The organism is Streptosporangiales bacterium, from assembly GCA_009379825.1.
Classification (GTDB): domain Bacteria; phylum Actinomycetota; class Actinomycetes; order Streptosporangiales; family WHST01; genus WHST01.
Genome location: WHTA01000048.1, coordinates 1 through 18,058, shown reverse-complemented (window position 1 = coordinate 18,058; position 18,058 = coordinate 1). Strand labels below are relative to the sequence as shown.

At 68.2% G+C, this 18,058-nt stretch carries 17 protein-coding genes; 3 read left to right on the top strand and 14 right to left on the bottom strand.

The genetic code is table 11. From position 1 onward, the window contains the following. The 14 genes from GEV07_20450 to GEV07_20385 all read right to left on the bottom strand — a co-directional run bounded on the left by GEV07_20450 (window position 1) and on the right by GEV07_20385 (window position 14,190). Complete coding sequence (locus GEV07_20450; GenBank protein ID MQA04987.1) at window positions 1-867, bottom strand: ATP-binding cassette domain-containing protein; 867 nt, start codon at window positions 865-867, stop codon at window positions 1-3. Beyond that, window positions 864-1,943: a PhnD/SsuA/transferrin family substrate-binding protein gene (locus tag GEV07_20445; protein MQA04986.1), complete on the bottom strand. Its 1,080-nt coding sequence runs from the start codon at window positions 1,941-1,943 to the stop codon at window positions 864-866. Before GEV07_20445 ends, GEV07_20450 begins: the two co-directional genes overlap by 4 nt. Window positions 1,944-2,288: 345 nt before the next feature. Beyond that, complete coding sequence (locus GEV07_20440; GenBank protein MQA04985.1) at window positions 2,289-3,734, bottom strand: UbiD family decarboxylase; 1,446 nt, start codon at window positions 3,732-3,734, stop codon at window positions 2,289-2,291. An 85-nt stretch (window positions 3,735-3,819) separates the two neighbouring features. After that, the gene (locus GEV07_20435; protein ID MQA04984.1) at window positions 3,820-5,466 is read right to left on the bottom strand and encodes an AMP-binding protein; all 1,647 of its coding nucleotides are present in this window, start codon (window positions 5,464-5,466) and stop codon (window positions 3,820-3,822) included. A gap of 34 nt (window positions 5,467-5,500) precedes the next feature. Continuing rightward, window positions 5,501-7,033, bottom strand: a complete 1,533-nt coding sequence (locus tag GEV07_20430) for a UbiD family decarboxylase (protein MQA04983.1) — start codon at window positions 7,031-7,033, stop codon at window positions 5,501-5,503. Further along, a complete protein-coding gene (locus GEV07_20425) occupies window positions 7,030-8,589 on the bottom strand; it encodes an AMP-binding protein (protein MQA04982.1) in 1,560 nt (519 codons plus the stop codon). The genes GEV07_20430 and GEV07_20425 overlap by 4 nt, the downstream gene beginning before the upstream one ends. Window positions 8,590-8,608: 19 nt before the next feature. Next, window positions 8,609-9,403, bottom strand: coding sequence for an enoyl-CoA hydratase/isomerase family protein (locus GEV07_20420; GenBank protein MQA04981.1), 795 nt, complete (start codon window positions 9,401-9,403; stop codon window positions 8,609-8,611). Window positions 9,404-9,413: 10 nt separating this feature from the next. Further along, the gene (locus GEV07_20415; protein MQA04980.1) at window positions 9,414-9,665 is read right to left on the bottom strand and encodes a hypothetical protein; all 252 of its coding nucleotides are present in this window, start codon (window positions 9,663-9,665) and stop codon (window positions 9,414-9,416) included. After that, on the bottom strand, window positions 9,662-10,438 hold the full coding sequence (locus GEV07_20410; protein ID MQA04979.1) for a hypothetical protein: 777 nt from the start codon (window positions 10,436-10,438) through the stop codon (window positions 9,662-9,664). Before GEV07_20410 ends, GEV07_20415 begins: the two co-directional genes overlap by 4 nt. Window position 10,439: 1 nt before the next feature. Further along, window positions 10,440-10,712 (bottom strand): phenylacetic acid degradation b, encoded by a 273-nt coding sequence (locus GEV07_20405; protein ID MQA04978.1) that lies wholly within the window; start codon window positions 10,710-10,712, stop codon window positions 10,440-10,442. Window positions 10,713-10,723: 11 nt separating this feature from the next. Beyond that, a complete protein-coding gene (locus GEV07_20400; protein ID MQA04977.1) occupies window positions 10,724-11,035 on the bottom strand; it encodes a DUF59 domain-containing protein in 312 nt (103 codons plus the stop codon). Between the two features lie 7 nt (window positions 11,036-11,042). Further along, a complete protein-coding gene (locus tag GEV07_20395; protein MQA04976.1) occupies window positions 11,043-11,993 on the bottom strand; it encodes a phenylacetic acid catabolic family protein in 951 nt (316 codons plus the stop codon). Continuing rightward, window positions 11,993-12,706: a TetR family transcriptional regulator gene (locus tag GEV07_20390; GenBank protein MQA04975.1), complete on the bottom strand. Its 714-nt coding sequence runs from the start codon at window positions 12,704-12,706 to the stop codon at window positions 11,993-11,995. Before GEV07_20390 ends, GEV07_20395 begins: the two co-directional genes overlap by 1 nt. Before the next feature lie 719 nt (window positions 12,707-13,425). Continuing rightward, window positions 13,426-14,190, bottom strand: a complete 765-nt coding sequence (locus tag GEV07_20385) for a hypothetical protein (GenBank protein MQA04974.1) — start codon at window positions 14,188-14,190, stop codon at window positions 13,426-13,428. A 125-nt stretch (window positions 14,191-14,315) separates the two neighbouring features. Between GEV07_20385 and GEV07_20380 the strand changes: the two genes are divergently transcribed. From GEV07_20380 to GEV07_20370, 3 genes are read left to right on the top strand one after another with little or no spacing between them, the layout of a single operon-like run. Next, a complete protein-coding gene (locus GEV07_20380; protein ID MQA04973.1) occupies window positions 14,316-15,161 on the top strand; it encodes a molybdopterin dehydrogenase in 846 nt (281 codons plus the stop codon). Next, on the top strand, window positions 15,140-17,464 hold the full coding sequence (locus GEV07_20375; GenBank protein ID MQA04972.1) for a molybdopterin-dependent oxidoreductase: 2,325 nt from the start codon (window positions 15,140-15,142) through the stop codon (window positions 17,462-17,464). The genes GEV07_20380 and GEV07_20375 overlap by 22 nt, the downstream gene beginning before the upstream one ends. Then, window positions 17,461-17,925, top strand: coding sequence for a 2Fe-2S iron-sulfur cluster binding domain-containing protein (locus tag GEV07_20370; protein MQA04971.1), 465 nt, complete (start codon window positions 17,461-17,463; stop codon window positions 17,923-17,925). The genes GEV07_20375 and GEV07_20370 overlap by 4 nt, the downstream gene beginning before the upstream one ends. Window positions 17,926-18,058: the final 133 nt, after the last annotated feature.

Sequence of the window (18,058 nt, the reverse complement as noted above, 5' to 3'; positions counted from 1 at the left end):
TCAGCCGGAGCTCGACGACGTGGTGTTGGCCTCCTGCAGCAGCTGCCACAGCCGGCTACGCACCTCGCCGAACTCCGGTGACGTACGTAGCTCGGCGGCGTTCTCCCGCGGCCGCGGGAGGTCCACGTCGATGATGCGGTGGATGTGTCCTGGGCTCGGCGCCATCATGACCACCCGGTCGGCGATCAGCACGGCCTCGTCGAGGTCGTGCGTGACGAAGATGATGGTGCGTCTGTCGTTGGCGTGGATCCGCAGCAGCTCGTACTGCAACGTCTCCCTGGTCTGCGCGTCGAGCGCGCCGAAGGGCTCGTCCATCAGCAGCACGTCGGGCTCGATGGCGAGCGCGCGTGCCATGCCGACCCGCTGGCGCATACCGCCGGACAGCTCGTACGGCCTGCGGTTCATGGCCTCGTCGAGGCCGACGAGCTCCAGGTACTTCCTGGCGATCTCGTTGCGCTCGTCCGCCCTGATGCCGCGGATCTCCAGGCCGAACTCCACGTTGCCGAGCGCAGAGCGCCAGGGCAGCAGCTCGGCGTGCTGGAAGACCATCGCGCGGTCCTCGCCCGGGCCGTCGATCGCCTGCCCGTTGACGTACACGGTGCCCGACGTCACCTGCTCCAGCCCCATGATGACGCGCAGCAGCGTGGTCTTCCCGCATCCGCTCATCCCGGTGAGCGTGACGATCTCACCGGCGTTGACGGTCAGCGAGACGTCGTGCAGTGCCTGGACGACCTCCGTCTGCCCGTCCTGGCGCCGGGAGAACTCCTTGGCAACCTCTCGTACCTCGACCTTCGGGGTGTCGCGGCCAGGCCCACCGCCTGCGGCTGCCTCCTCGGTGGACCTGGCGACGTCGGCGGCACCGGTCATTGACCGTCCTCGGGCTCTTCGAGCTTGTCACCCACCCGCTTGAGGGCCTTCTTCTGGTACGAGGTGTCCACGATCTCGTCGAGGTTCACCCGCTCCTTCTGTAGGCCTGCCTTCAGTCGGTAGTTCTGCAGCCACTTCAGCTTGTCCATCGGGACCTCGCAGCGCGGTGAGGCCGCATCGTACTTCCGGATCCGGTCGTAGAAGTAGGTCAGCGACTCGTCCGACGGCTCGGTCTTCAGCGTCTTCGCGGAGATCTTCAGCGCCTCGTCGCGGTTGGCGGCGGCGTGGCTGATGCCCTGCATGGTGGCCGCGAGGAACTTCACCGCGGTGTCCGGCTTCTCCTCCAGCGAGTCGCCGTTCGCCGCGATCATGAAGCGGGGATACTTCGGCAGCATCTCCTCCGCGACGCCGAGGACGTGGAGCTTCCCGCTGGCCTCCGCCCGCGGCACGAACTCCGACGACACCGCAGCCGCCTCGACCCGGCCGGCCGACACCGCCTGGAACCGTTGTGCGTCGTTGCCGACGTTGACCGCCTTGACGGACTTCGAATCCATGCCCTCGTGCTCGACCATCGCCCGCGCTGCGACGTCGGGCAGCGAACCTGGCAGGGACACGCCGATCTTCTTGCCACGGAGGTCGGCGAACGACTTGACGTTCTTCTGTGCGATGACGGCGTAGGTGAGGCCCGGCAGCGTCGACCCGATGATCTTCGCGTTGCCGCCCTTCGTGGCGGCGTCGAAGACCGGGTCGGGCGAGGTCTCGATCGAGTCCACGTCACCTGAGGCGAGCGCCTGGTTGAGCGGGATGTTCCCCGTGAAGCTCTTGATCTTCACGTCGATACCCTGCTCCTTGTAGTACTTCTTCTCCTGCGCCATGAGGATGTAGCCGGCATCACCCTTCGGCGTGACGATCGCGTGCACCCAGCTCTTGTCCTGTTCGCCGCCGGACCCGCCGCCGCCACCACACCCGGTGGCGGCTACGGTCAACAGGCCGGCCACACCAGCGGCGAGCATCTTGTGCGCGACACCGCGACCAGGCCTGGTCAGCTCGCGGGGATTCACGTTCGGGGACATCATCAACCCCTCGTTGGATCGGCGGGGCACCCGCACGTGCCGACCGCGTTCATCGGATCCGCCAGGTACTCATTCAAGATACTGACCGGATAGTACGTGTCATGGACGGCGCCGACAAGGGTGTCGACACTTTGCCAGAATGCAGGATCCCGGGAGTAAAAGTCATCATCATCTGGCCACCTGCGTAGTGCACGTCGAGCCAGCGAACCACAGGGCATAGCCTCCTGCACGGTGCGGCTCGCTCGGTATTCCAACTACTCAAGTCAATGACTTTTGTAAAGTACTTTTATCACGTGCTCCCGTCAAGAGGTCCGCGACGGGACGTCGACACTCATCGGGCGCCGATGCTCAGCTCTGCCCGAGCACCTCGGGGTATCTGCTCGTCACCTGCTCGGCCACTGCCGTGGGCACGGTGACCACGGCGGGGAACTCACCGCGTTGGCGGCGCTTGAACGGCTGGCATGCCGTGATCACCGCACGCGACATCGGTAGCTCGTTGAGAGCGTCGTCGGGGCCGCGTACGACCATCGGGTCGAGCGCCATGCCCCACGAGTGCTTCACGAACTCGATCGACTCAGCCGGGTCCGTACGGGTACAGACGACCCACATCACCTCTTCGAGGTTGCTCGGGTCGATGTCGGAATCCACGACGATCGTGTACTTGCCGCCGAACGCCCCGTCGCGAGCCTGCGAGGCGACCATGCCGGCCTGTTGTGCGTGACCGAGGTACGCCTGCTCGACGGACACGACGTTGAGTGCGCGGGTGTAGCCGGCCTCGTGGCACCAGACGCCTGTCACCCCGGGTATGCCGGCCTCCTCGAGCGCGTCCCAGATCATCGCCGAACGCATCGGGCAACGGAAGTAGGAGTAGTCGTACGGCGGGATTCCCGCGCACGTGCCGAGGATGATCGGATCGTTGCGGTAGTAGAGCCCCTCCACCTCGATGGTCGGCGTCTGCATCATGCCGCCGGCGTAGTAGCCGAGGAACTCGCCGTACGGGCCTTCCGCCACGGTCTCCTCGGTGAGGTAGCCCTCGATGACGAGCTCGCTGCCGGCAGGCACCGGCAACTTGGTCACCGGCGCCTCCACCAGCTTGACGTCACCTCGTAGCTCGTCGAGGACGTCGTACTCGGAGATGCCCGTCGGTAGCTCCATGCCGCCGAGTGCGGACAGCGCCGGGTGGTGGCCGAGCGAGACCGCTACCGGCACGCGCTCGCCGCGTTTCCAGTACTTCTCCATGTGCAGCCTGGCGTGGTGGCTGGCATTCACGAACAGGCAGACCCGGCGCGAGTCGTAGAGCATCATCCGGTAGGTGCCGACATTGACCCAATCGGTATCCGGGTCCCGCGTCACCACCGCGTCGAAGGTGCCCAGGTAGCGGCCGCCGTCCAGCTCGTGCCACAGCGGCGCGGGTAGCTTGGTGAGGTCCACCTCGCTGCCCGAGCGCTGGTTCTCGAAGAGCGGGACGTCCTTCGTCGCCACCGCACGGTCGACCACGCCGGTCGCCCGGGGGTGCCGCAGCCGCGACCGCAGCTCACGGACGAGCGCCTGCGCGTCCGAACCCGTCGCACACCCGAGCGAATGACTGACCCGCTGCGCATCGAGCATGGACCCGGTCAGGATCCGGAATCCCTTGTCGTAGCCCGCTATCTCGTCGAAGAGCAGGACGTGCTTGTTGCGCTTGACGTTGAGGTCCGTGATCGCACCGACCTCGAGATGCGGATCCGCACCGCGTACGTCACGCACGAGGTCGCGCGATCGCATGTGCTCGAGCCAGGCCCTCAGGTCCTCCATCGCGCTCCTTTGTGTCGACACTACGGCGGGACGTGCACCGAGGAGATATATGACTTTTGTAAAGTACTTTTGTCGCCTACCGCCGTCAAGAGTCGAGCTCGCGCAGTGCCCTTCTGTTGATCTTCATCAACGGGGTACGCGGTAGCGCATCCACGAACCTCACGACGCTCGGCACCTTGTAGCCGCCGACCTTGCGCACCCTGGTCCGCAGGTCGTCGGCGAGCTCGTCGGTCGGATCCTCACCGCCGCGCAACACGACGAACGCGACGGGCTTCGTGAGGCCGTTGTCGTCCGGTGCGCCGACGACCGCAACCTCATGCACCACCGGGCTGGTGGCGATCGCGCCCTCCACCTCGAGCGGCGACACCCACATGCCGCTCACCTTGAACAGGTCGTCCCGCCTGCCGACGAACTGGAAGTAGCCGTCCTCGGTGAGCTTCAGCATGTCGCCGGTACGAGTCCACGGGCCCACGAACGTATTCCGCGACGCGTCGAACTTCCGCCAGTAGAAGAGACAGGCGGTGTTGCTGCGCACCCATGCCTCCCCTTCCACACCGGCCTCGGTCACCTCGTCGCCGTCGGCGCCGACCAGCTTGATCTCGTAACCGAAGACCGGCCGGCCGAGCGTGCCGCGCCGGTAGTCGCGCTGCCTGTTGGCGATCCACTCGTAGGTGACCTCGGACGAACCGATCGAGTCCATCAGCTCCAGGCCGAACAGCTCGTCGAAGCGTACGGCGATCTCGGTCGGCACCTGCTCGGAGGCAGTGACCACCAGACCGACACTCGAGAAGTCCGGCCGGCGCCCCGACTCGTCCGCGTAGCGCAGGATCGCCTTGACCGTCGTCGGCACGGTGATCAGCTTGGTCGGCCGGTGCTTCTCCACGATCTCGACGACCGACTCACCGCTCGGCACGTCGCTGCTGACCACCGCCGTGCTCCCCCAGTACAGCGGGATCAGCACACCTGGCCACAGCCCGTGCGTGAAGAACTTCTTCGACGTCGCATGCACCACGTCCGACTCGGTGTACTCCCAGTACGCCCCCTGGCGCTCGGGGACGAGCAGGAAGTCGTGCGCCAAGTGGGTGACGCCCTTCGCCGGTCCGGTGGTGCTGCCCGAGTACAGCATGTACGCGATGTCGTTGGCGTGCAGTGACACCGGCGCCGGTGGCTGCGCCGCACAGTCGGTCAGCCGCTGCATCGGCTCGACCCTTGCGGCCGCAAGCTCGCTGCCGGCCGCGGTGGCGTCGCCGCGGACGACGACCGTAGGTGGCGCGTGGCCGACCTCGCCCACTGCCTCACCGAGCTTCGTCAGGTGTGCCGCGTCGACGTACAGCACCGCCGGTTCCACGTCCAGCAGGTAGTACGCGAGCTGCCCTGGCTTCACCTGGTCGGACACGACCACGGGGATCACGCCGGCGCGCACGCAGGCGAGCCACAGCGCGACGTACTCCACGCTGTCGGTGCCGACCATGAGCAGCCGGCAGCCGGGTGCCACACCGAGCTCGGCGAGCCCCGCTGTCACCCGCTCGACGAGAGCGGCCAGCTCCCGGTAGGTGTACGGCACACCGTCGGCGACCAGGGCCGCCTTGTCGGCGCGATCGGTCTCCAGGTGCTTGTCGAGCAAGTACCAGGTAGGGCTCAGCTGAGCAGGAATCTCCGGGTCTCGCCACTCGTACCACTCGGACGAGTACGCGGTTCCTGACTCCGCAAGCCGCGAGAACGTCTCTGTCATCGTCGCTCCTGCGTAGGACCGGTCTTGTAGGTCACTACTGCCCGGACTGGGCTAGCAGCTTCAGCCACCCCCGCTGCTCTTCTTCGACCTTCCGCACCACGTCGTCGGTGAACCAGTGCGACAGGTCGATCTGGTCGACCGCGTACCTCGGCCGGTCGAACTGGTCCGCCGTCCCGTACGGGATCGTCGCGTCGATGGCGAGACCGCCTTCGAACGCGGTGCCCGAGCCGCCGCGGCCGGCCGAGGACCGCTCGCTCGGCTGGAACGCCTGGCCGGCGCCACCCGGCACGGGCACGATCATGTCGTCGTTCGGGTCGACCCGGGTGGTCAACGCCCACAGCACGTCGTCGGTGCTGTAGATGTCGATGTCCTTGTCTACGGCGATGGCGATGCGCATGCCGCGCGAGCTGGCCAGCGCGGACACCAGCACGTTGCGCTGGTAGCCCTCGTCGACCTTGCTCCTCTTGTCGATCTGGAAGATCGCACCGCCCCAGTCGGTCATCGCGAACGGGATGTGCACGTCGGCAACCAGTCCAGGCATGATCCGGTTGCCCAGCTCGTACAGCGCAGCCGTCCGGACGCTCGTCTGGATGTTGTTCTCCTCCGAGCCGTGCACGATCATCGGCTGGATCATCGGCCGGTCGGTCAGCTGGCGGTGCGTGATGGCAGTGATCTGGAAGGTCGGCGCGCGGTACGCCTTGCCCATATAGCCGGCCCACTCCGGGTGGAACGGATGCTCGCCCTGCTGGTTGGTCTCCTCCGACCGCTCGGTCTCGTATCTACGGTCGGTCGGGTCCAGGTAGCCCTCGATCACGTACTCGGCGTTCGCCACGGCGAACGCGTCAGGCACAGAGACGGCCGGCACCAGGTCGACGGGAGCGCCCTGCAGTGCGCCGGCCACGCCGAGCTCGTCGCTGCCGTACGGCAGCACCACGTAGTCGAAACCGGCTCCTGCGGCCAACGTCACGGCGGGCGGCAGGCCGAAGTTGATGGTGAGCGGCAGCCGTTCCTTGCCGTAGAACTCCGCCGATGCCATCCACATGTGGCTGCCTGGCGCGATCTGGAAGGTGCCGGTGTCGCCCCAGCGGAAGTTCTGCCGGTTGTAGCCGATGTGGTTGCCGCCGCCGAAGAACCGGCCGGACAGGAGCGTGACGCCACTGCCGAAGGTGGCTTCCTCCTCCTGCTCGGTGTGCCGGATCGGCACGACGTACTCGGCCGGCCTGAGATCCTCTGTGTGCACCACCTGCTGGACGGGCGCCTCGTCCCTGGACACCGTGCGCGGCGCGAGCGGCTTGCGGATCGCCTCCGCGATCCGGCTTGTACGAACGGTGGCGCCGTCGAAACCGAACAGCAGGTCGATGGTCTCCTGCTGTGCGAACAGGTTCATCACGAACCTGGCGTGGTCGTACCCCTTGACCTGTTCGAACAGGACCGGCGGGCCGCCGTCCATGCGCTTCTGCACGGCCGCGAACTGGACGTCGGGATCTACGGGCACGTCGGTGCGTACGAGTCGCCCGGCGGCGGCCAGTCCTTCGATGGTCGACCGCAAGCTGCGGACGTCGATCATGCCGGCTCCTTCGTCGCGGTGGCGTACCGCTGCGTCAGCTTCGCCCTGGGCACCGACTGTGTCGGTGTCCTCGGCAGGTCGTCGGTGATGAACACCTGCTTCGGCACCTCGTACTTGGCCAGCCCACCGCCGGTCTTGCAGAAGTCGAGCAGCTCGTCGGCAGTGACCGTGGCGTCCGGTTGCAGGACGACGGCCACGCACACCTCCTGGCCCCAACGCTCGTGCGGAAGCGGGAAGGCGACCGCCTCGACCACGGCCGGGTGCGACTCGACGACCTTCTCCACCGAACGGGGGCTGACGTTCTCGCCGCCGCTGATGATGATCTCGTCGCGCCTGCCGAGGTGCCAGACGTGGTCGTCCTCGATCCGTACGATGTCGCCGCTGATGAACCAGCCGTCGTCGGTGAACGACTGCTTCGTGCGCTCCGGCATGTTCAGGTAACCGGCGAAGACCGAGTCACCGCGCACCTGCAGCTCGCCCTCACCGACCGACCTGACGTCATTGGTCACCGGGTCGACGAGCCTGAACTGGGTCTGGTTGTACAACGGGCTGCCACACGAGCCGATCCGATGACCCGGCAGCTCGTCGCGCGGCTCGTACGACCCCGGCCGCCCGACCCGGTCGACGAAGATGATCCCAGCCTCGGTCATGCCCAGCCGCTCGCACACGGTGAACTCATAACGGTCGAGGATCTTCTGGTAGGCGCGGGCGGGCATCGGTGCACCGCCGGCGATGACGAACCGCAGGCTGGAGAGGTCGTACCGCTCCGGATGCTCGTAGTCGGCGATGTCCACGATCATCGCGCCCGCGATGTACGCGGCGTCCGGCCGGTACCTGTCGACGTGCTCGAAGAACGCGTCCGGCTTCCACCGCAGCGAGATCACGGAACCACCGGCGGCGAGCACCGGCAACGACGAGGACTCCAGACCGGACGTGTGGTACACGGGGCCCGCACACAGCCACCGGCTCTCCGGTGTCAGCTTCCACGCATGTACGAGGTTCGACACGTGCGCGCCGATGTTGCGGTGCGTCTTCATCACGCCCTTTGGCGTGCCGGTCGTGCCGCTCGTGTAGGTGACGTTGAACAGGTCGCCGTCGTCCTTCGGCATCGACACGATGTGCTCAGGGTAGTCGGTGAGCACCTGCCGCAGCGACGTCACCTGGTCGTTCCCTGGGCCGTCGAGGGTGACCAGGTAGCGCACGTTCGTGCCGGCGGCCGCCGACTTGGCCTCGGCCAGGTCCTTCTCCGCCACCACGAGGACGTCCGCCGAGGAGTCCTGCAATACGTAACGCAGCGTCTCCTCGCCGAACATGTAGTTCGTCGCGACGCTGACCGCGCCGGCTTTCACCGTGCCGAACTGCACGACGTAGAACTCGTAGCAGTTCGTCAGGTAGGTGGCAACCCGGCCGGCTCCGATCTCGCGCAGCCAGTGCGCGAAGCTCGACGCCGACCGGTTCAGCTCGTCGTAGGTGAAGGACCGGCCGTCGTGCACGATCGCGACGGCACGGCCACGGTGGTGCACCTGGTTCTCGAACTCATAGATCCAGTTGGACACCTGCGTCCTCCTCCCGGGCTTACCGTCCGACGAACTTCGCCGGCCGCTTCTCCCGCAGGGCGTTGATGCCCTCTTGGTGGTCGACCGTGAGGTTCGACTTGGCTTCCAGCGCGAGGGAGAGCTCGAGGTTCTGCGCCACGATCTCCCGCAGCGGCGCGTTCACCGCCTGCTTCGTCCACTGGATCGCGCGGATCGCACCGTTCGCGAGCTGGTCCGCGAATGCGTCCACCTCGGCGTCGAGCTCGTCTGCGGGCACACACCTGTTGATCAGGCCGATGTCCGCCGCCCGCTGCGCCGTGAGGAGCTCGCCGGTGTAGAGGAACTCGCGGGCGCGGGCGTAGCCGATGAGGTACGGCCAGATCGCGCTGCCGCCGTCGCCCGCGACCAGCCCGACCTTTACGTGGGGGTCACCGATCTTCGCCTTGTCGGACGCGATGACCACGTCGCAGAACAGCGCAAGGGTCGCACCGAGCCCGGCTGCGGTGCCGTTCAGCTTCGCGATGATCGGCTGCCGGCACTCCAGGATGCCCATCATCGTGCGGCGGTTCTCCTCGCTCAGCTGCTCCCAGCCGAGCGGGTCCTCGATGAGGGTGTCCAGCCAGTCGGCGTCGCCGCCGGCGCAGAACGCACGGCCGGCGCCGGTCAGGATCGCCACGTCGATGTCCCTGTCCCTGTTCAGGTCGTCGAACACCCGGGACAGTTCCTCGTGCAGCCCGCCGTTGATCGCGTTGAGCTTCTCCGGCCGGTTGAGCGCGATGGTCAACACCCGCTCGCGGCGGCTGATCTCGAGGAACTCGTACTCGTCGTAGGTCACGTAACCTCCATCATGCGGTTGCGCCGGCACGGCGCGCTGGGACAGGTGGTAGCTGGTGACGCCACTTCACCCAGTTGAAGAGCGAGTGGCAGGAGATGCACCGGAACAGCACCTCCGAGGTCGTGCTGCCGAACAACGACGCGACCTCGATGTCGTGACCGGCACAGTCCGGGCACACGACGTCGGCGAAGTCGGGATCGACGGGGAAGAGCTCGCTGTCCGGTGGCCGCCTGGACCCTCCGTCGCGCGTCGGCCCCGTCATCGGGCGAGCTCCTCGTCCTTGAACCTGATCACCTCGAACAGGCCGGCAGGCAGCTCACCGGTGCGGCGTGCGTCCGTGCGCCAGTCGGGCGCGAACGACGCAGCGGGCAGGTCGTCGGTCGAGACCCCGAGCGAGCTGGTGACGTCGTTCACCTCGTGCACGAAGCCGGCCTTGACGTCGACCAGCGGGTCGTCACGAAGGCCGGCGGTGTGGAGATCGTCCTCGGTGTATGGGCCGAACCAACGCAGCGCGAGCGGGTAGCGCTGCCGCAGCGACTCGCGTGCGCGTTCGCTCTCGACGTCGGACGCCTCTATCAGGCGCAACCAGCCGACCGCGTACTTCAGATGGAAGTACGCCTCCTCACCGATCTTGCGTGCGACGCCGGCTACGGTCCTGTCCCTGTTGTGCAGGAAACCCGACGCCATCGACCAGGTCGCCTGCTCGGCCAGCCAGATGGAGACGATGAAGTCCTGCCAGTTCTGCGGTGGCGCGTCCAGCAGGTCCATCGACCTGATCTCGCCCGGGCCGCGGCCGCGTTCGAGATGGCCGTACGAGTGGTCCAGGGTGTCGAGGTAGTGGTAGATCGCGCGGGTCTGGCCGTACGACGCGGTGCACATGCCGAGCATGGCCGCGAAGTCGGGCAGCGACTTGCCGTTCATCACGCATTCGGCGAACCAGTTGCCAAGCACCAGCTTGGTGTCCGCCAGACACAGCAACTCGTCCTGGAGCAACGTTCGTGTCATCGCGTCGACACCGTCGAGGGAAGGTTTCATGTCAGGCCATCTTGATCCGGGTCGAGTGTTTGCCGATTCTGACGGGGATGATCGCCTCGGTGGGCACCACGCACATCTCCTTCCAGGAGTGCTGGTCGTAGATGTACCAGGCGCGCACCTGCGCGAGATCGTCGTTGGGCGCCTCCACAGAACCCACGTGGGCGAGGTGGTCGTCGGAGCTCTTCCGCGCGAAGACCTCGTAGTAGCGGGGCGTCAGCCCGCCGCGTTCGCGCTCCGGGTCGAACGTCTTCCGCACCGCAGCCGGTTCGCTCATGCTTCCTCCACTCAGAGCTGGATGCCGGCGGTTCGTAACAGCTCACGCGCCTTCGGATCGACCGACTCGCGGTCCCAGTACAGGTGGAACCCGGGAGTCACGTCGACCGACGTCACACCGTCGAGCGCGAGCACCCGCTCCCGTACCTGCTCGGTGATGAACTCCGACGCCGGGCAAGCCATACAAGGGATGCACACCTCCACCTGCACGTGCTCACCGCTCACCTCCACGCCGGCGAGCATGCCCATGCTGCGCAAGCTCACGGGGACGTGCGGGTCGTGCACGTCCTCGAGCGCCTCGACGACTTCCGCCTGTGTGGTCATGGCGTGATCACCACAGGTCCTCGCCGTACACCTCGTGGTGCAGTCTGGTGATGGACGGCACCTTGTGCCTGCTGCCCTTCTTCCAGATCTTGAACTGCTCTTCCCAGGTGATCTGCCTGTCGTAGTCCCAGGTGCGGGTCTTCTCGTCCAGGTAGATCGGTGGCTCGTAGTCGAGGACGAACTTGCCGCTCTCCTCGTCGTAGTGCGCGGGCACCCGGATGCCGAGCGACTCGCTGAACGGCACCACCTGCGACAGCCACTTCTGCCGCATCTCGTCGTTCGACGCGCCACGGATCTTGTACGCCAGCTGGTCGGTGCGCTTCTTCATCTCGTCGGGGACGCCGAACCAGGCGGCACAGAGCGGGAAGTAGAACTCCACCGCCTGCTGCACCCGCTTGCGCGACTTCTCGTTGAGGTTCCAGAAAAACCGCACCCAGCGCTCGCCGTGCCCGATGTGGAACGTCTCCTCGAAGTTCACCTTCCGCAGCGAGCGCGCGAACGGCGCGAACGAGCAGTTCTCCTCCAGGTCGACGGTCGTGATGTAGCCGGCGCGGTCGCCGTAGCACATGGAGACGACCGACTCGATGTAGTCCTCGTGCGGGAACTCCAGCATCTGGAACGTGCGCCACTCCTGCGGGTCGCGCTCGAACAGGAAGCTCTGCGTGTCGTACCCGAACTCCTCGAGCAGCCGGTACATCACCTGGGCGTGGCCGAGCTCGTCCTGGCAGGCCGACGCGATGGCGATCTTGTCGTCGAGCGTGGGCGAGGTCCTGATCGCGGGCGAGTACGTCGGCAGGGTGACGACCTCGAGGTCCGCGGCGATGTGCATGGTATTCACCAGCACGTCGCGGTACCTGGGCGTCATCTCACTCGGGTCCTCGAGCTGGTAGCCGGCCTTGACCCGCTGCCGCAGCGCCCGCTCCCTCGCGTCGTCGGCGCGGTCCATCACCTGTGTCATCACTCATCGCCTCCACTGCCGCCGTGCCCGGCATCGACCAGGACGCCCTGCAGGACCGTGGTCCTGAGCGCGCGTACGAGCTGATGTCCGTCGAGCTGATCGCCGTTCCTGTACCACTCGAGGAAACAGCCCTGGTTGACCGCCATGATGATGCTGACGAGCTCCTTCGCCGGCACCTTCTTGGTGAATACCCCCTGCCGCTTGCCCGCGGTCACCACACCGCTGAGCAGCTTCTTCATCGACTCGTTGACGGCGATCAGGCGTTCCTCCACCGGGCCGTCACGGCCGTGCAGCTCGATCGACATCAGGATGACCAGCATCATCCGGTCGGCGTGCTCCTGACCCGCGACGGACTGCGCGTGCAGGAACGCCACCAGCTGGTCGCGCGCGGACCCCCTGGCACCCCGTACCGCCTCGACGGCGGGCTCGACGGTCAGCTGCTCCGCCTCGTCGATGAGGGCGAGCAGCAGGTTCGCCTTGCTCTTGAAGTAGAAGTACACGGCGCCCTTGCTCATGCCGGCGCCCGCAGCGATCTGGTCCACGGTGGTGGCGTCGTAACCACGCTCGATGAAGTGCTTGCGCGCCAGCGTCATCAGCCGCTCGACGCTCGCCTTGCGCTGCTCCGCCTTCTTCCCGCGCGACCCCACCCGCTGTCCCCCGAACCCATCGGGAGTGTCGACAGCGGTGGCGTCGTCGCGCTCGAGAGCAACCATACTGACTGGATAGTATGTGACCACCTCGCGCGAAACAAGACATGCACACGCACGGGCACCCCCGCCCCCGTTTCGTGTCCACCCGCCGACCGCAGGTGTGGTCGACGGCGCGGCTGGCAGTGGTGCGCGCGCCGGCGTTCGTGGCCGCCGGCGGGATGGCCCGGACCGGTGCCCTGGCCGACGGCCGCGGGCGGGGCGGCCGGACCGGTGCCCTGGGGCGACCACCACGACAGGAGTGGCCCGGACCGGTGCCCTGGGGCGACCACCACGACAGGAGTGGCCCGGACCGGCGCGCCCTGGGACGACCACCACGACAGGAGTGGCCCGGACCGGCGCGCCCTGGGACGACCACCACGACAGGAGTGGCCCGGACCGGCGCGCCCTGGGACGACCACCACGACAGGAGTGGCCCGGACCGGCGCACCCTGGGACGACCACCACGGGTAGCCCTGGGCGGCGGCCACGCCTCGACCACGGTTGCGCGTCGGCGGTGACCGCAGATGCCGGCCCCAGGCCGCGGGGGGCCGCGCAGGCACAGTGCCTCGTGGGGGCGGCGGCCACCGGTAGCCGCAGGCGGTTGGGGGTGCGGACCGCCGGCCGCGGGGTGCGGGTGCGGGCAGCGAACCCGGGTGGCCAAGCCCGGTGGCCCTGACCGCGGCCCGCCGCGGCGGGACCCTCCGGCGAACCGGTTCGGCGGGGCGCTCCGCGCTCGGGCGGGGTTACTGCGGGGGGTGGCCGCCGGTTTGGTTGGTGATGCGGGCGGCGCAGTCGCGGACCAGGGTGGCTGTCTGGTCGACGTTGGTGTCGTCGAGTTCGGAGGAGAACGCTAGCGAGCACAGGACGTGCGCGACCTCGCCGCGGGGGTCGAAGATGGGGGCAGCTACGCCGGACTGGGCCAGGTCGTACTCCTGGATGCTGGTGCCGTAGCCGCGCTGTCGCGCGCGGGTGAGCTGCCGCGCCACCTGGTCGAGCGACGTCTTCGTGCGGCGGGTGAACCTGTCGATGCCGTGCTGCTCGGCGAGGCGGGCGAACTCGTCGCGGTCGGTCCAGGCGTGGAACGCCTGCATGATCGCGGGCGCGGAGAACGGGAACGTGTCGCCGACACTCACCGTGACGCGTACCCCCTGTCCGCGTTCCGCCTTGGCGATGACCGAGTACTCCCCGTTGCCGGTTTGCTGTACAACGAAGAGCACGAAGCCGAGCTGCGCGCTGAGCTCGTCGAGCTCACGCTGCACGATCGCCGCCACCGCCTCGGCGGGCACGCCGGTGAGGCCGAGCAGCCGCGGGCCGAGCGACCAGCCGGAACGCGCACCCGTGGTCGTCGCCCAGCCGGCGCGCTCCAGGGTGCCGAGGATGTTGTAGCAGGTGCTCCTGTTGAGCCCGAGCTCCTTGATGAGCACACCGGACGACACCGCCTGCGGCCATGCGTCCGCAATGCGTTCGAGCACCTTGACGGCGGCCGCCACGGCGGGAACGTCGGCCATGTTCACCCTCCTCGGCCTGCTCGCCCACCAAGTGTCGACATCATTGACCCTGCGGCGCCGACCACTTAATGTCCTCTATACAGTACTTCTAGTCTTTCATAGCGGTCATCAAAGGCGGTCGACCTATGGCGGCGTTCTACCGGCCGAGTTCGCTGGACGAGGCGTGCCAGCTGCTCAGCGGGCCGGCACGGCCGGCGGTGTACGCAGGGGGCACGGCGATCCCGCTGTTCGCCACCCAGGGACTGCCCACCCCCACCGACCTGGTCGACCTCTCCGGCGTCGCCGGGCTCGACGACCTCTCCGTCACGGCGGACGGCCTCCGGCTCGGTCCGCTGGTCACGATCCGGCGGCTGGAACGCGACCCGCAGGTGGCCGACGCCGCACCACTGCTGGCGAAGGCGGCCGCGGAGGTGGCGCACCCCAGGATCAGGAACGTCGCCACGATCGGCGGCAGCATCGGCTACGCCGACCCCAGGCTCGACACGCTCGGCAGCCTGCTGGTCCTCGAGGCACGCATCGACGTCGTCTCGGCGGCCGGCAGCAGGAGCGTCGCCGCGCGCGAGTTCTTCGTTGGACGGCATGCGACGGCGCTCGCGCCCGGCGAGCTCGTCGCCGGCGTCGAACTGCCGCGGCAGCCGCCTGGGTCGGGCGCCGCGTTCGCGAAGTACACGAGCCTCGCGGAGGCCGACTGGCCGTGCGCCTCGGTGGCGGCGCTCGCGCTCGCACCCGCCGAGGACCGGCGCGAGCTGCGGCTCGGCCTCGGCGCGGTCGCCGACGTGCCCGTCTTCGTCAGCGTCCAGCTGCCGACAGGCGCCACGGTGGACGACGCGATCGACGCGGCCGAGCAGGCGGCGCAGCCGCTGATCCGGCCGACAGTCGACGTGCGCGGCAGCGCTTCGTACAAGCGGAAGCTGGCCCTCGTCGCCATCGCGGACGCGACCCGGCAGGCATGGCAGGAGGTGGCGAGATGACCACGGCCGTCGGTGGGCGGTGGCCGAGGAGCGACGGACGTGCCCGGGTGCGTGGCGAGCTGTTCTACGCCGCCGATCTGCCGGTGCCCAAGTGTCTCGAGGTCGCCGTCCACCGTAGTACCCGTCCGCACGCGCGGATCACCGCGATCGACGCTGAACCGGCGCGGCGGGTGCCCGGCGTCGTCGCGGTGGTGACCGGAGCTGACCTGGCCGCCGAGTTCGGTGACCGCCTGCACAGCGGCCCGGCGTTCTCCGACCAACCGCCGCTGGCCGTGGACCGGGTACGGTACGTCGGCGAGCCGGTCGTGGCCGTACTCGCCCACGACCGCAAGACCGCACGGCAGGCGGCAGCCACCGTCACCGTCGAGTACGGCGACCTGCCGGCCGTGCACGACGTCGACGACGCCGTCCGCGGCGGCGCGTACGTGCACGACGAGCTGCGACCATCCACGGTCTTCGCCGACCTGCGGCATCTCAGCGGCAAGCGGGAGACGAACGTCAACTACGAGTTCCTGCTCCGCCACGGCGACGCCGAGGAGCAGGCCGCGGCCGCCGCGACCACGGTGGACGGCGAGTTCTGGTGCCCGCCGACACAGCACGTGCCGATCGAGCTGCCGTACACGGCGGCATGGCCGGAGGGTGACCGGCTCACCCTGCTCACCACCACGCAGACCCCGTCGTACGTACGGCAGGCGATCTCCGACCTGCTCGACCTGCCGCTCGGCCGGGTCCGGGTCACCACGGCGCCGCTCGGCGGCGGGTTCGGCGCGAAGATGTACGACCGGCTCGAGCCGCTCGCCGCCACGCTCGCCTGGCTGCACCGCAAGGCGGTGCGGATCGCCGTGACGCGCGAGGAAGCGTTCGTGCTGACCACCAGGCACGGGGTCGCCGTGACGGCGAGCATGGCCGCCGACGACGACGGACGGGTCGTCGCGGGAGTAGCGGACGTACGCTACGACACCGGCGCCTACGCGGACATCGGCCCGCGGATCGCCGCCAAGTCCGGCATGGTCGCGACCGGCCCGTACCGGCTGGAGAGCGCGTTGGTCAGGTCCCGGTGCATCTACACCAACAAGCCGTCGGCCGGCCCGTACCGCGGGTTCGGGGTACCGCAGGTCACCTGGGCACACGAGTCACTCGTGGACGAGCTGGCCAGGCAGCGCGGCGAGGACCCGGCGGCGTTCCGTCGCCGCAACCTGCTGCGCGAAGGCGACGAGTCGGTGCTCGGCACCACCATGCACAGCGCCGACTTCGTCGGCTGCCTGGACGCGGTGACCGCCACGCTCGACTGGGACGCTCCCCTGCCACCGGCACCTGACGGCTACCTGCGCGGCCGCGGGGTCGCCGTGGGGATCAAGGCCGTGCTCACCCCGACGATCTCCAACGCCGTGCTGCAGCTCAACCAGGACGGCTCGGCGACGTTGCTCATCAGCACCGTGGACATGGGCCAGGGCAGCGACACGATCATGGCGCAGATCGTCGCTGAGGTGCTCTGCCTGGACGAGGGCAAGGTGCGGGTGGTCGGCGCGGACACCGACGTCACGCCGTACGACACCATCACCGCGGGCAGCAGGTCGACCTACCACACCGGCAACGCCGTCCGCCGTGCCGCGGAAGCTATGCGCGACCGGCTCACCGACATCGCGGCGGCGTCGTTCGGCGTGGCCGCGACCGACGTCAAGCTCACCGGCGACGGGCTGAGCTGCCCGCAGTCCGGACAGAGCACGCGGTTGGACGCACTCGTGGAGAGCCACTTCGGCGCCCGCGGCACGACGCTCACCACGGAGGCGGGGTTCGTCACCGAGTGGGTCCCGTACGACAAGGCCACCGGGCGCTCGCCGCGGATCACCGAGCACTGGTTCGCCGGCGCCGCGGCCGCGCAACTCACTGTCGACACCCGCACCGGGCGCGTCCACGTGGAACACCTCGCGATCGCCGGCGACGTCGGCCGCGCGATCAACCCGAAGCTGGTCGAGCAGCAGCTCACCGGCGCCGCGCTGATGGGGCTCGGGCAGGCGCTGTTCGACGAGCTGGTCATCGACGAGGGCAAGGTGCGCAACGGCAACCTGCTCGACTACCAGCTGCCTTCGATGACCGACGTCCCCGACCAGCTGACGCCCATCATCGTGGAGAGCCCGCACCGCACCGGCCCGTACGGCGCGAAGGGCGTAGGCGAGACGACGCTCATCCCGCTCGCACCGGCGATCGCGAATGCCGTACGCGACGCGACCGGCATCCGCCTCACCACGTTGCCACTGACGCCGGAACGCGTGCTCACCGCGCTTGAAGGAGGTGCGGCGTGACGCCGATCGAGCTCACCGTCAACGGGGTCGCACACCGGGTCGTCGTCGCCGACGACGACCTGCTGCTCGACGTGCTGCGTGACCAGGTCGGGTGCACGAGCACCAGGGAGGGCTGCGGCGTGGGCGCCTGCGGCGCCTGCACGGTGCTGGTGTCTGGCGCGAGCGTGAGCAGCTGCCTGGCCCGCGCCGTGCGTTACGACGGCGCGGACATCACGACAGCCGACGGGCTACCGACCGACGATGACGTCGTCTCGTGCTTCGTCGAGCAGGGCGCCATGCAGTGCGGTTACTGCATTCCCGGCTTCGTGCTCATGACGCACGAGCTGCTCGCGGACAACACGGAACCGGGCGACGACGAGATCGCCAGGCACCTGGAAGGCAACATCTGCCGGTGCGGCAGCTACCCGGAGATCCGCAGCGCGATCCACCAGGCCGCCGGGAATCGGCGGGCCAACAGCTAGATGAGTGATTCCTTGAAGGGTGTGGTCGGCGCGGCTGCGGAGACGTGGGGCGGAGGGTGTTCAAGATCGATGTGTGACCAAAGAACTGAACACCCTCCTGACAGCACTGTATGTGGTGGTCGACGATCACGTG